The organism is Janthinobacterium sp. SUN033 (genome assembly GCF_030397595.1).
In the GTDB taxonomy this organism is placed as follows: domain Bacteria; phylum Pseudomonadota; class Gammaproteobacteria; order Burkholderiales; family Burkholderiaceae_D; genus Janthinobacterium; species Janthinobacterium kumbetense.
The window spans coordinates 1,031,315-1,044,593 of the sequence record NZ_JAPQNV010000001.1 but is presented as its reverse complement, the minus strand read 5'-3'; the positions used below and the strand labels follow the sequence as shown (position 1 = coordinate 1,044,593).

Sequence of the window (13,279 nt, the reverse complement as noted above, 5' to 3'; positions counted from 1 at the left end):
ATCAACGGCGCTGGATTTCGATCAGCTCGATCTCGAACAGCTTGGGCCACAGTTTCCCTGTGACAAACAAACGCTTGCCGCGCGCATCCCAGGCGATGCCATTGAGCACGGCGTCGGGATTGGCCGTGCCCCGCTGCTCGGGCGGCAGCAAGCCCGTCAGGTCGATCCAGCCGACGACCTTGCCGCTGGCCGGGTCGATGCGGGCGATCACGTCCGCGCCCCACACATTGGCAAACAGTTCCCCATCGACCATTTCCAGTTCATTCAGGCGTTCGATGGGACGGCCCTCGGCCTTCACTTCGAAGCGGCGCACCTCGGCCAGGGTTTTCGGATTGAGCACGCGGATGGCGGCCGTGCCGTCGCTCATGTAGACGAACTTTCCATCGCTGGCCAGACCCCAGCCTTCGCCCCGGTAGCTGAATTTGCGTTTCAGCTTGAACGTTTTCTGGTCGAACACATAGCCAGTCTGCGAAATCCACGTCAAGCCCAGGATTTCATCGCCCACGTCCGTGATGCCTTCGCCGAACACATTCTTGTCCAGCATGCTTTTCTGCAGCACCTTGCCCGTCGTCAATTCCACCTTGCGCAAGGACGACTGGCCGTTCTGGCCCGTGCTTTCATACAGATGGCCATCCTTGAACAGCAAACCCTGGGTAAACGCCTGGGGGTCGTGCGGATAGGTATTCTTGACAAAGTATCCATACACGGGAATGGCGGCCTGGGCGTAGCCCATTTCGCTCATCAGGCCCACGGTGCATAACAATCCCAGCAGCAGCGAGCCTGCCGTGCGTTTGATTTTGGCTGTAACCTTGGCGTTGATGTTCATCTGGTCGGACGGAAGTTGGCGAGCGCCTATTGTAAACGTGCCGCGTCCGTCATGCGCGCCCTGACGAGCTCCAGCCAGGCGCGGGCGGCGAACGACAGCCGCCCGCCGCGGCGCCAGGCCAGCATCAGATTCCATTCCACGGGCGGGCCGTCCAGGGGAATGACGGCAAACTGCGACGGTTCCAGGGTGTCGCAATACATCTTCGGCAGCAGGCAGATGCCCACGCCCAGCCTGACCAGCGAGGCAATAAAGTCCCACTGGCCGCTGCGGCCCGTGATGCGCGGGGCGAAACCGGCGCGCTGGCAGGCGTCCAGCACGATGTCGTTCAGGGCAAACGCGGCGCCATAGAAAATGAAGGGGCTGTCGGCCAGTTCGGCCAGGGCGACGGAAGCACGTCCCTGCCACGGCGAGCCGGGCGCGGCCAGCAGGCACAGCGGCGAGCGCACGAGGGGCAAGGCTTCAAAATCCTGCCAGGTGGCCGCATTGCCCGGATAGTCGAGCATGGTGCCCAGCTCCACCGTGCCCGTGCGCAAGTCGCGCTCGATCGCTTGCGTGCCGCTTTCATACATTTTCAGCTCGATGCCCGGATAGCGCTGGTGGTACTCGGCCAGCCACGGCGCCAGGGTGGAATGGGTTTGCGGCGACACGCCGACCCGTAATTCTCCCCGTTCCAGATGTTGCAGGTCACGCAACTCCACCTTCAGTTCCGCGTGCAGGGCCAGCAATGTATGCGCGCGCGAGAGCACCACCTTGCCCGCGTCCGTCAGGGTAAAACGCTTGCCCGCGCGATCCAGCAAGGCCAGGTCCAGCGACTGTTCCAGCTGGGCAATCATCTTGCTCACTGTCGGTTGCGTCACGTGCAGCCTGGCGGCCGCGCGCGTAAAACTGTTCTGTTCCACCACTTCGACGAAGTAGCGCAGGGAGCGGATATCCATGATGCATTCCAATATCGAATGATTTTCATGAGTTTAAGTCATTTTATCTTTTGATGTGGGGTCTCTACAATGAAAACTTCCCCCTGCCGTTTGAAAGCCTGCCGTGAAAGCCTTGCACTGTTCCACCGCCGCCCTGCCCGCCATCCCTGCCTGGCGCCAGCCCGCACAGACCGTGTGGCAAGTGGGCGTGCTGATCGCCGCCTGGTGGCTGGCCGATGAGGCCGCCTCCGCCCTGCACCTGCCGTTTTCCGGCGGGGTCGTGGGTCTGTTCGTGCTGGTGGCCCTGCTGCTGGCGGGCTGGGTGCGGCCTGCCGCCATCGAACTGGGCGCGAACTGGCTGCTGGCCAACATGCTGCTGTTCTTCATTCCGCTGGTCGTGTCCGTGGTGCAATTTACGCAACTGTTGAAGTCGCAGGGGCTGATGCTGTTCGTGAATATCGGCCTGGGCTTTGCCAGCGTGATGCTGGCCACGGCGTTGACGGTGGAATGGGTGTGCCGCTATGAGCGCAAGTTGCGCCTGCAGAAACTGCTGCGCCGGCGCGCCGCCAGGACGGCGGCATGAATACCCTGCTGTTGTCCCTGCTGTTTTTGCTGCTGACCCTGGTGCTGTTCTACGCCAACCAGGCGCTGCACCGCCGCCATCCGCATTTCCTGCTCACGCCCGCCATCTGCACCTCGGCGATATTGATCGTCATCGTGCAGGCGACGTCGACGCCGTTCGCCACGTATTTCGGCGAAACGCGCTGGCTGCCGTGGCTGCTGGGCCCGGCCACCATCGCCTTTGCGCTGCCCATCTTCCAGGAGCGCAAGCTGATCCGCAAGCACTGGCTGGCCCTGTCGCTGGGCAGCTGCGCCGGCATCGTTGCCTCGGTGGCCGCCACCCTGCTGCTGGACCGGCTGCTGGGCGTGCATGGCGACATGGCGCGCAGCCTGCTGGCCCGTTCCGTGTCGACGCCGTTCGCGCTGGAAGCGTCGCGCCACATGGGCGGCTCGGCCCAGCTGACGGGCATCTTCGTCGTAATGACGGGCTTGTTCGGCTTGATGCTGGGCAAACCGCTCTTGAAACTGCTGCCCTTGCGCATGCGCATCGCCCGTGGCGCCCCGTATGGCGCGGCCGCGCACGGTTTTGGATTATCCGTGGCGCGCCGGGTGGGCACGGAAGAAGGCGCCGTGGCCAGCCTGACGATGATTTTCTCGGGCGTCGTGACCGTATTGCTGGCGCCATTGCTGGGCAGATTGTTGGGCTAAAAACACCTATCAAAACCTACTGCGCGTCGTAATTTGCGGTCTGCGATGCTCACTGTACATTCGTACAGTTGCGCTTCTCGGCCACAACTTCCTTCCGCTCGCTACGGTTTTGTTAGGCGTATTAAGCCACCACCGCACGGGCGTTTATCGGGGATAATACGTCTTTCCCCATTCCAAGCAGCCGCGCCACGATGAAATACCCTGCAGTGCTTCCCTTCAGCGACATCCTGCCGCGCCTGAATGAATTCGATGCCATCATCGACGTGCGCAGCCCGTCCGAGTTCGCGGAAGACCACTTGCCGGGCGCCGTCAACCTGCCCGTGCTGGACGACGAGCAGCGCGTGCGCGTCGGTACCCTATATAAACAGACCAGCGCCTTCGAAGCGAAGAAGCTGGGCGCGGCGCTGATCGCCAGGAATATCGCGCAGCATATCGAAGACGGTTTCCTCGGCCATCCGCAGCACTGGAAACCCCTCGTGTACTGCTGGCGCGGCGGCAACCGCAGCGGCGCCATGGCGCATATCCTCGCGCGCATCGGCTGGCCCGTCACGCAGCTCGAAGGCGGCTACAAGGATTACCGCCGCCACGTGAATGCCGAGCTGGCCACCCTGCCCGAACGCTTCGACTTCATCAACGTGCTGTGCGGCCCCACGGGCAGCGGCAAGAGCCGTTTGCTGCAAGTGCTCGACAGGCAAGGCGCGCAAGTGATCGACCTGGAAGACCTGGCGGCCCACCGCGGCTCCGTGCTGGGCGGCTTGCCCGAGGCGGACCAGCCGGCGCAAAAAGCGTTTGAAAGCGCGCTGTGGCAGCAACTGCGCCATTTCGACCCGCAACTCCCCGTCTTCATCGAATCGGAAAGCAAGAAAGTGGGCCGTTTGCGCGTGCCCGATGCGCTGATGGACAAGATGCGCGCGGCCGCCTGCACGGATGTGCGCCTGGCCACGGAGCAGCGCGTGCAATTGCTGATGCAGGACTACGAGCATTTCGTCGGCGACCCGGCGCGCCTGAACGTGCAGCTGGCCCTGTTGACCCAGCTGCATGGCAAGGAGAAAATTGCCCACTGGCAGCAGCTGGCCACTTCCGGCCGCATGGCCGAGCTCGTGGAAGAGTTGCTGGTGCAGCATTACGACCCCGTCTACCGGCAATCGATCGCCCGCAACTTCAGCCGCTACGCCCAGGCGACGCCGCTGGTCTTGCCCGACATTTCAGAACATGCCTTTGAGCAAGCCGCGCGCGCATTATGTGCTATCGTCGGCGAACCCCGTGCCGCCAGCGCCGCATAAGCGCCGGTGCAGCTTTTAATGACTTCTTGAGCAGGATGACGACCATGTCCGATAGTGCAGCAACCCCCGATACCCCCATCCGATTGACCGAATTTGCCCATGGCGGCGGCTGCGGCTGCAAAATCGCGCCGGGCGTGCTGGCCGATATTTTAAAGGGCAGCGGCGGCTTTCCCCTGCCGAAGGAATTGCTGGTCGGCATAGAAACCTCGGATGACGCGGCCGTCTACCAGCTCAACGACGAGCAGGCGCTGATCGCCACGACGGATTTCTTCATGCCCATCGTCGACGACCCGTTCGACTTCGGCCGCATCGCCGCCACCAACGCCATTTCCGACGTGTACGCCATGGGCGGCACGCCCATCATGGCGCTGGCCCTGGTCGGCATGCCGATCAACAAGCTGCCCGTGGAAACCATCGGTCTCATCTTGAAAGGCGGCGAAACCATCTGCGCCCAGGCCGGCATCCCCATCGCGGGCGGCCACACCATCGATTCCGTCGAACCGATCTATGGCCTGGTCGTGCTGGGCCTGGTCCACCCCTCGCAGGTGAAGCGCAACGCGGGCGCGCGCGCCGGCGACAAGCTGGTATTGGGCAAGCCGATCGGCGTGGGCATCTTGTCGGCCGCGCTGAAAAAGAACGCGCTGGACGCGGACGGCTACGCTTCTTTAATCGACAACACCACCAAATTGAATACCCCGGGCAAGAAACTGGCCCTGCTGGACGGCGTGCATGCGCTGACGGATGTGACGGGCTTCGGCTTGCTGGGCCACACCCTGGAACTGGCGCGCGGCGCCAAGTTGCAGGCGCGCATCGCCATGCACGACGTGCCGCTGCTGCCGCAAGTGCAGCAACTGGCACAGAACGGCAACATCACGGGCGCCTCGAACCGCAACTGGCAGGGTTACGGCGCGCAAGTGGCGCTGGACGACAGCCTGAGCGCCATCGACAAGGCCATTTTGACGGACCCGCAAACGGCCGGCCCCCTGCTGGTGGCCTGCGCGCCGGAAGCCGTCGAGCAAGTACTGGCGATTTTCCGCGCCGAAGGCTTTGGCGACGCCGTCGTCATCGGCGAGATGCAGGAAGGCAGTACCGGGGTTTCCGTAATCTAATGAATATTTTTTGCAAAGGCAGTCCCATGACCACATTCTCGAACTCATTTAGCAAGTTCCCCGCCATCCTGGCCACCGTCGCCGCCACCCTGGCCATCCACAGCGGCCTGGCGCAAGCGCAGCAAGTGCTGCGCGTCTCCGCCATCCCCGACGAAGCGCCGACGGAATTGCAGCGCAAGTTCAAGCCGCTGGGCAACTACCTGGAGAAAAAGCTGGGCATGAAGGTGGAATTTACGCCCGTCACCGATTACGCGGCCTCCGTCGAAGGCTTGATCAATAACAAGCTGGACATGGTCTGGTTCGGCGGTTTTACCTTCGTGCAAGCGAACGTGCGCAGCGGCGGCAAGATCGTGCCCCTGGTGCAGCGCGAGGAAGACACGAAGTTCCGCTCGGTATTTGTTACCACCAGCAAGGACATCAATCAATTGTCCGACCTGAAGGGCAAGAATTTCACGTTCGGCTCGGAATCGTCGACCTCGGGTCACTTGATGCCGCGCTACTACTTGCTGGCCGCCAAGATCAACCCGGACACGGACATGAAGCGCATCGCATTTTCCGGCGCGCATGACGCCACCGTGGCGGCTGTGGCCGGCGGCAAGGTCGATGCAGGCACCTTGAACATTTCCGTGTGGGAAAAGCTCGTCGAAGCGAAAAAGGTCGATCCAAGCAAGGTGCGCGTGTTCTACACGACGCCAGGCTACTACGATTACAACTGGAGCGTGCGCGCCGACATGAACCCCGTCGTGCGCAAGAAGCTGACGGACGCCTTCCTGGCGCTGGACCCATCGACGGCCGAAGGCAAGGAAATCCTCGAACTGCAGCGCGCCACCAAGTTCATCCCGACCAAGGCCGAGAACTACAAGGATATCGAAGCGGCTGCGCGCGATGCCAAGTTGTTGAAGTAACTGCTGAAACTTGCCGGATGGCGTCCTGCGGACGCATCCGGCACACTCTCCCACACCGAAATCTCGCATGACATTCCAACTTCACAAGGTCAGCGTCCACCACGCGGGCGCCGCCGGCAATGCGCTGGCCCTGCGCGACCTGGACCTGGACGTGGCCCAGGGTGAGCAGATCGCCCTGATCGGCCCGTCCGGCGCCGGCAAGACCAGCCTGCTGCACACCTTGGCGTGCGCGCTGCGTCCCGAATCCGGCACCTTGGACATCCTGGGTATTTCTCCCTGGAAAATCGGCAGCGCCGAGCGCCACGCCTTTCGCGCGCGCCTGTTCCTGGCGCCGCAGACGCCGCCGCTGCCGCCGCGCCAGCGCGTCGTCAACGCCGTGCTGGCGGGCCGCTTGCCCCAATGGAGCTTGTGGACGGCCATCCGTTCGCTGCTGGCGCCCGTCGACCCGCGCGCCGCGTGGGAAGCTTTAGGTAAATTCAACCTGCAGGATAAACTGTATGCGCGCGTCGACCGCCTGTCCGGCGGCGAACGCCAGCGCTGCGGCATGGCGCGCGCGCTCGTGTCGGATGCGCAAGTGTTCCTCGTCGACGAACCGCTCTCCGCGCTCGACCCCACGCTCGCCTTGCAAACGATCCACGTGCTGCAAGCGGAAGCGACGGCGCGCAACGCCACCCTGATCTGCAGCCTGCACCAGGTGGAAATCGCCCGCGCCTGCTTTACGCGCATCGTCGCCTTGCGCGACGGCAAGATCGTCTTCGACTTGCCCGGCGCCCAGGTCAGCGACGCCATGATCGCCGAGCTGTACCGCAACAAGGCGGATACGGCGCCGCAGTTCGAGGCCGTGGAAACGCAGCTGGACGCCGCGAGGCCCCTTTGCTGAAATCCGCCAACGCCGCGATGCCGCGCGACCCCGCCTGGCGCGGCCGCCTGACCGGCGCCGCCATCGTGCTGCTCGTGCTGTGGCCGATGCTGGTGCAGGCGGAATTCAAGCCGTGGATTTTATGGGATGCGCAAAGCCTGGCGGCCACCTGGCAATTCCTTGCCAGCTTCGTGCCGCCCGCCCACTCGCTGGAATTCCTGCAACTGGTGGCCATTTCCAGCTGGGAAACCATCGCCATGGCCACGGCCGGCATGGCGCTGGCCATGCTGGGCGCCATCCCCCTGACCTTGCTGGTGACGGAGCGCCTGTCGATTTCGCGCCTCGGCTCCGGCCGGGTGGCGCCCCTGGCCGCCGCCCTGCGCCACGCGGTCCGCGCCTTGCTGGTGCTGCTGCGCAGCGTGCCGGAACTGGTCTGGGCCTTGTTATTGGTGCGTATCGTGGGATTGGGGCCGACGGCGGGCGTGATCGCCATCGCCCTCACCTATTGCGGCATGCTGGGCAAGGTCTACGCGGAAATCCTCGAATCGTCGGATGCGTCCGCTTGCAACGCGCTATTGCACAACGGCAGCGGCCGCCTGAAAGCCTTGCTGTACGGCGCCCTGCCCGAATCGGCCGCCGAACTGGTGTCGTACACGATCTACCGCTGGGAATGCGCGATCCGCGGCTCCGTCGTCATGGGCTTTGTCGGCGCGGGCGGCCTGGGCCAGCGCATGGATGAATCGATGAAGATGATGGCGGGCAGCGAGCTGGCCACCATGCTGATGGTCTTCGTGCTGCTGGTGGCGGGCGCCGACGCCGTGTCCGCCATGTTGCGCCGGAGGCTGGCATGAAGAGCGACACGTCCATGCTGCCTGCATTGCCTCCTCCTGCGCCTGTGCGCTGCTCCACCTGGGCCTTGCTGGCCGGTTTGTTGCTGCTGGTCATCGCCAGCTTCGCCACCCTGCCCCTGAAATGGGGAGAGTTCTTCAGCGCGGACGCCGTGCGCACGAGTGCCGACTTCCTGCACGGCTTCGCCCCGCCCGAGCTGGCCAGCCCCTTCCTGATGAAAGTCGGCGTGGCCACGTTCGAAACCCTGGCCATGTCGGCCATCGGCACGGTCATCGCGGCCGTGCTGGGCGCGCTGCTGGCCCTGCCCGCCAGCGGGCGTTTTGGCACCGTGGCGCGCAACGCGACGCGCGGCGTGTTGAATGTGCTGCGCTCGATCCCGGAACTGGTCTGGGCGTCGATCTTGCTGATCGCCGCCGGCCTGGGCCCGTTCGCGGGCACCCTGGCGCTGGCGCTGCACACAGTGGGTGTGCTGGGCCGCTTGTTTGCCGATGCCTTCGAGAATTGCCCGCCCTTGCCGGCGGCGACCTTGCGCATCAACGGCGCGCGCCCCGCCGTGGCCTTCCTGTACGCGACCTTGCCGCAATGCAGCCCGCAAATGATGTCCTACACCCTGTACCGCTGGGAAAACAATATCCGGGCCGCCGCCATCCTCGGCGTCGTCGGTGCGGGCGGCCTGGGGCAGATGCTGAAATACCATCTGTCGCTGTTCCAGATGCAGAACGCCGCCACCGTCATCGTCGCCATGCTGCTGATGGTGGCCGCCGTCGATGGCCTCAGCTACCTGCTGCGCCGCGCCATGACCCGTTAATTGTCACTTTTCGCAAGGATCGCCCATGTCAGGCTGGTGGACCATTATCTCGACAGAAACGCCGGAACAGCTGGCCGACATGACGAAAATCAACAAGGATGCATTTCTCGCCACCTGGGAAGCGGGCCTGTTCGGCGCCGACTGGATCGCGCAGCTGTGCACACAAGGCAAGGCGACCCAGCTGTCGTCGAACGGTTTTCCCAACCGCTACACGGCTTCGGCGGACGTCATCGCGCCCCTGCTGCAGGCAGGCATTGCCGAAGCGCAAGATGGGGAATTTCCGCAAGATACGCTGACGGGCTGGCCCGGCAGCATCACCGTGCATCCGGAGCGCATCGCCGCCTGCCAGGCCGGGCAATTGCTGACGATCGAAGTGTGGGACCAGTCATGACACAAGCGTTGATCATTCGCAAGGAAACCGCGGCCGACGTCGACGCCATCGACCACCTCACGCGCGACGCCTTTCTGCATGCGGAACACACGGACCATACGGAACAGTTCATCGTCAATGCCTTGCGTGCCGCGAGCGCCCTGAGCGTGTCGCTGGTGGCCGAACTGGAAGGCGCCATCATCGGCCACGTGGCCGCCTCCCCCGTCAGTATCAGCGATGGCACGCCGCGCTGGTATGGGCTGGGTCCCGTTTCCGTTGCCCCTGGCCATCAGCAACAGGGCGTGGGCAGCCAGCTCATCAGGCAATTGCTGAACGACTTGCACCAATTGGGCGCGGCTGGCTGCGTGGTGCTGGGCGATCCACGGTATTACGGGCGTTTCGGCTTCCGCGCGGACGCTGCCTTGACCCTGCCGGGCGTGCCGGCGGAGTATTTCCAGACACTGCATCTGGCGGGGTCCTTACCAACAGGCAACGTGACCTACCACCGCGCGTTTGAGGCCAACAGCTAGGCAAAGTCTTACGCGCATACAACACTGCAGCATGCACGGGCACCAGCAAGGCATTGATGCTGTTAATATTGCCAAATACTTAAATGACTGGCGCCATCCATGGATGCGCGCCACGCCATTCAAGCATGACGGACGTCTTTCCCGCCTATGCGGGCCACCCTTGCATGGAATTGCCGGCACCATGAAAAAATTGTTTTTTGGTATTACCACCGCCTGCTGCGCGCTGCTCACCAACGCCAGCGCCGCGCCTGTCGAAGACTTTATCGGCACTTGGAAACTGGAACGCACCACCGTCCCGAACTATGTCGTCATCAAGCAGGAAGGCGAGCGGCTCGTGGCGCTGCGCTATGCGCGCAATGTCCTCACCAACAAGATCGTCGAACGGCGCTTTCCCGCCAGCTATGCGAACGGCGACATCACCATCGCTGCGGGCGAGACAGTCATCCAGGCGCGCAGCGTGAACGACGTGGCGACCGTCACGATGCTGGCGGAAGCGTACAAAAAGATTTCCTCGTCCACGGCCGTGCCCACCAGTGAAGAAATGTCACAGATTTGAGCCACATCGTCATCCGCCCCACCAGCGCCGCCGATTGGCCGGCGCTGAAGTCCACGCGCCTGGCCGCCCTGCTCGACGCCCCCACGGCCTTTGGCGCCAGCCACGCCAGCGCGGCCGCTTTTTCGAACGCCGACTGGCAGCAACGCGCCGTCAGCACGCCGCAGCGCACGTTTTTCCTCGCCTTTGACGCAGAACAACCCATCGGCCTGGCCGCGCAAGTGGTGGCCGGCAATGGCGAATGCAACTTGATCGCCATGTGGGTACATTCCGAATATCGCGGCCTGACCGTGGCGCAAGGGCTGGTCGAGGCCGTGAAACGATGCGCCGTCGGCAATGGCCACGCGCGGCTGGTGCTTGACGTGGCGCCGGAAAATACGCGCGCGGCTGCGTTTTACCAGAAACAGGGCTTTGTCTTTTTACCGGAATGGGAAGCGCTGGAAAGCCATCCCCATATCCGCGTGCAGAAAATGGAATGGCTGGCGGTGGCATGAGTTCGATCACTGCGCGTAGCGGCCATTCTTGCGTCCCTCCGAGGATGAGTCGTGCTTGACTGGATTTTTGACGGCATCGTCTGGATCGTTCGTCTGCTGATCTATAACCTGTTAGGAACGGTCATTGAAAAGCTGTTCTATTGGCCGGGCTGGGCAATACTACGGCTACTCACGCTGGGCCACTACCCGCCGGCGAGACCGTTGCCGCATAATCGCTTTGCAGTCGCCCTGTTTGCAGCGGTAGTCATCGCTTCCGGCCTGTTGATGGCATTGACGTAATACAGTGTTTTATCAAATTAAAGGGCAACAGCAAGGAATGCCCGCATCCGGGCCCGGATGCCCTGTTTTCCTTCGCGCTGTGGCGATAATAATGTTTCATGCACTGCTCATCAGAATAGAGACGGAATTTCATGTGCCGCTGTAAAGAACTACCATTGGCCATTGCAGATCTCGGCGACAGGAAAAAACGCTTTGATTATCAAGGTGCACAGGCATTTGCTGCCTATTTTCAGGAACTGGACACGGAAGACTTCTCACCAGCACTCGACCATGAAAGGTCTCACTATGTGTGCAACATATGTTCGCAAAAATGGTATGTGGAATGCGCACCTGAGCAGACAAGCTGGCCCCTGTTTGCCATGAAAGAGGTGGCGGACACGCTGACCTGGAAGTCGGCCAGCGTGGCGGCCCAGAAGGCTTTTCTGGAGGTGCTTGCACATGGTGGATTTTCCGGGGAACCGTGCTTGTTTAAAAATTGCACCGGATTGGCCTTGAACGGGCGTTTCGTTTGCTACGCACACCTGCAGTAATCCGCCAAGAATGCCCCGCTGGAGAATTTACCATCCTTAAAAATTAATGGATTATGCCGAAACATAAAGCACTTGCCGAAGGACTTGCACTGGTCTTTCAAGGTATCGCACATCTCGACTCGACATTTCCAAACCGGAAATTTACTGTTGATGGCCGCCTTGTGGGGGATATTGGAGAGATCATTGCCTCGCTTGAATATGACGTGATGCTCGACGAAGTATCACAGCCCCTCTACGACGGAGTCAGCAGCGATGGAAAACGTGTGCAAGTAAAGGCAACTTTCAAGGATAGCCTGACCTTCAAGGGAACACCCGATTACTTTCTCGGTTTTAAGCTCTTTCCCGATGGAAATTACGAGGAAATATATAACGGTCCGGGCAGTATCATTTATGACAGATACGCGCATCGACGCGGAATCGGCACAACTTTGCTTTCTTTCCCCAATGTCGTTTTAAAGCAGCTTTCAAGTGCGGTAGCACCCGGTTCAAGAGTGCGGAAACGCGACATGCAAGCGGATGAAGATGGTCATGAAGATACGCAATCGACCAGGCACGACATTATCTGCATATGAATAGCTTGAATGTTATTTAAAGGAATTACTCATCACAGTTCCCGAAATATTTTTCCGGCAACCCGGATGTTGCAATTCCAACCCGCAGGACTTGCCGTCCTTGCCAGGCGCTCTTTCCCGGCCAATAAATAACTACCCCTGCCATCTGGCGGAAAAGAGTTGAGTCACGGGATTCTGAAAAGAGCGTGCTGCATTTTTGCGTCGCCATGCGAAAAAACAGCTGATTCAAGCATTCCATTGCTCCAGATTGACACTCTGTCCTAAAAATCCCCATTCATCGCCATTCTTTTCTACACTTATGTTTCCTTGAATGGGCAGGAAAAACAGACTGCTCTGACTTGATAAACAATGACGTGAGAGGCAAATGAACAGGATGAATATGCGTGCAATCGCCGGACTTCTGCTGTGTGCATGCGGCACCGCCGTCCACGCCCAGGCTGATGTAGAACAAGCCGTGGCGACGGCCGTGGAACAGGCTGAACCCGCTGCGGCGGCGTCCGTCAATGTCAAAGGCATCCGGGATCCGGACTGGAAACCCTACAGCGCCATGCTCAAGGGCGTCAAACGCTTCGAGGAAAAGCACGGCCTGGCGCCTGGCGCCGAATTGCGCTTCATCCTGGAGCCGCGCCATGCCGATGTCGACATGCACGCCATTGCGCTGCGGCTGGAAAGCGACGAGGCGGGTATGGCGATACCGCTGGGAGAGCGCAATATCTTCACCTTGCCTGTGGAACAGGGTCCGCTGTATGAGAAGGCCGAGCTGACCGTGAACCGCAAGGCGGGGTCCGTCAGGTGGATACCCTACGTCAGGAGCGCGGCCACCAGCGACACGCTGCGCCGCCTGGGCGACCTGCGGCTGGCGTGCGAAGTGCATTGGGCCATCGACAAGGAAACCTTGCCGTTTGCGATGCGTACCACGATGAGCGCATTGGGCGGGCCCTGCAATTTCGTGTCGCAAAAGGGCACCTACAGCTTTTCCGAACCACGGCGCATCACGGCGGCAACGATCAGTTTTAACGGCAAGAGCGCACCCGTGCCCTTCAGCGGAACGTCGTTCACGCCGCCGCTGCGGGAACAGGACTGGGGCGACGACAGCGTGCTCGAACTGACGTTCGCCGATGACTAGCTG

General features: G+C 61.7%; 18 protein-coding genes. 16 read left to right on the top strand and 2 right to left on the bottom strand.

Going from position 1 to position 13,279, the window contains the following annotated elements; genetic code table 11:
- Nucleotide 1: 1 nt before the first annotated feature.
- Nucleotides 2-826, bottom strand: a complete 825-nt coding sequence (locus tag OX460_RS04895; RefSeq protein ID WP_289897868.1) for a glutaminyl-peptide cyclotransferase — start codon at nucleotides 824-826, stop codon at nucleotides 2-4.
- Between the two features lie 26 nt (nucleotides 827-852).
- Complete coding sequence (locus OX460_RS04890) at nucleotides 853-1,761, bottom strand: LysR family transcriptional regulator (protein WP_099668524.1); 909 nt, start codon at nucleotides 1,759-1,761, stop codon at nucleotides 853-855.
- A 103-nt stretch (nucleotides 1,762-1,864) separates the two neighbouring features.
- On the opposite strand from OX460_RS04890, the gene OX460_RS04885 reads away from it, so the two are divergent.
- The 16 genes from OX460_RS04885 (at nucleotide 1,865) to OX460_RS04810 (ending at nucleotide 13,276) form a co-directional block, all read left to right on the top strand.
- Entirely contained in the window at nucleotides 1,865-2,323 is a 459-nt protein-coding gene (locus tag OX460_RS04885; RefSeq protein ID WP_251348667.1) for a CidA/LrgA family protein, read from the top strand.
- Nucleotides 2,320-3,009 carry an LrgB family protein gene (locus OX460_RS04880; protein ID WP_099667937.1) on the top strand — a complete coding sequence of 230 codons (690 nt, stop codon included), beginning with the start codon at nucleotides 2,320-2,322 and terminating at the stop codon, nucleotides 3,007-3,009. Before OX460_RS04885 ends, OX460_RS04880 begins: the two co-directional genes overlap by 4 nt.
- 191 nt (nucleotides 3,010-3,200) lie before the next feature.
- Nucleotides 3,201-4,292 carry a tRNA 2-selenouridine(34) synthase MnmH gene (gene mnmH / locus OX460_RS04875; RefSeq protein ID WP_289897867.1) on the top strand — a complete coding sequence of 364 codons (1,092 nt, stop codon included), beginning with the start codon at nucleotides 3,201-3,203 and terminating at the stop codon, nucleotides 4,290-4,292.
- A gap of 44 nt (nucleotides 4,293-4,336) precedes the next feature.
- Nucleotides 4,337-5,401, top strand: a complete 1,065-nt coding sequence (selD, locus tag OX460_RS04870; protein WP_251348665.1) for a selenide, water dikinase SelD — start codon at nucleotides 4,337-4,339, stop codon at nucleotides 5,399-5,401.
- 26 nt (nucleotides 5,402-5,427) lie between these two features.
- Nucleotides 5,428-6,306 carry a putative selenate ABC transporter substrate-binding protein gene (locus OX460_RS04865; RefSeq protein ID WP_289897866.1) on the top strand — a complete coding sequence of 293 codons (879 nt, stop codon included), beginning with the start codon at nucleotides 5,428-5,430 and terminating at the stop codon, nucleotides 6,304-6,306.
- Nucleotides 6,307-6,373: 67 nt separating this feature from the next.
- Entirely contained in the window at nucleotides 6,374-7,186 is an 813-nt protein-coding gene (locus OX460_RS04860; RefSeq protein ID WP_289897865.1) for an ATP-binding cassette domain-containing protein, read from the top strand.
- Between the two features lie 17 nt (nucleotides 7,187-7,203).
- Nucleotides 7,204-8,016 carry an ABC transporter permease gene (locus OX460_RS04855; RefSeq protein ID WP_251349215.1) on the top strand — a complete coding sequence of 271 codons (813 nt, stop codon included), beginning with the start codon at nucleotides 7,204-7,206 and terminating at the stop codon, nucleotides 8,014-8,016.
- A complete protein-coding gene (gene phnE / locus OX460_RS04850) occupies nucleotides 8,013-8,822 on the top strand; it encodes a phosphonate ABC transporter, permease protein PhnE (RefSeq protein WP_289897864.1) in 810 nt (269 codons plus the stop codon). The genes OX460_RS04855 and phnE overlap by 4 nt, the downstream gene beginning before the upstream one ends.
- A gap of 25 nt (nucleotides 8,823-8,847) precedes the next feature.
- The gene (locus OX460_RS04845) at nucleotides 8,848-9,213 is read left to right on the top strand and encodes a hypothetical protein (RefSeq protein WP_289897863.1); all 366 of its coding nucleotides are present in this window, start codon (nucleotides 8,848-8,850) and stop codon (nucleotides 9,211-9,213) included.
- Nucleotides 9,210-9,722 (top strand): N-acetyltransferase, encoded by a 513-nt coding sequence (locus OX460_RS04840; protein ID WP_289897862.1) that lies wholly within the window; start codon nucleotides 9,210-9,212, stop codon nucleotides 9,720-9,722. The genes OX460_RS04845 and OX460_RS04840 overlap by 4 nt, the downstream gene beginning before the upstream one ends.
- 181 nt (nucleotides 9,723-9,903) lie before the next feature.
- Entirely contained in the window at nucleotides 9,904-10,278 is a 375-nt protein-coding gene (locus tag OX460_RS04835; RefSeq protein ID WP_251348661.1) for a hypothetical protein, read from the top strand.
- Nucleotides 10,275-10,769, top strand: a complete 495-nt coding sequence (locus tag OX460_RS04830; protein ID WP_289897861.1) for a GNAT family N-acetyltransferase — start codon at nucleotides 10,275-10,277, stop codon at nucleotides 10,767-10,769. The genes OX460_RS04835 and OX460_RS04830 overlap by 4 nt, the downstream gene beginning before the upstream one ends.
- 51 nt (nucleotides 10,770-10,820) lie before the next feature.
- Nucleotides 10,821-11,048, top strand: coding sequence for a hypothetical protein (locus OX460_RS04825; RefSeq protein ID WP_289897860.1), 228 nt, complete (start codon nucleotides 10,821-10,823; stop codon nucleotides 11,046-11,048).
- A gap of 155 nt (nucleotides 11,049-11,203) precedes the next feature.
- Nucleotides 11,204-11,578: a hypothetical protein gene (locus tag OX460_RS04820; protein ID WP_099667929.1), complete on the top strand. Its 375-nt coding sequence runs from the start codon at nucleotides 11,204-11,206 to the stop codon at nucleotides 11,576-11,578.
- A gap of 53 nt (nucleotides 11,579-11,631) precedes the next feature.
- A complete protein-coding gene (locus tag OX460_RS04815) occupies nucleotides 11,632-12,150 on the top strand; it encodes a hypothetical protein (RefSeq protein ID WP_289897859.1) in 519 nt (172 codons plus the stop codon).
- A gap of 379 nt (nucleotides 12,151-12,529) precedes the next feature.
- Nucleotides 12,530-13,276: a hypothetical protein gene (locus OX460_RS04810; protein ID WP_289897858.1), complete on the top strand. Its 747-nt coding sequence runs from the start codon at nucleotides 12,530-12,532 to the stop codon at nucleotides 13,274-13,276.
- Nucleotides 13,277-13,279 lie beyond the last annotated feature (3 nt).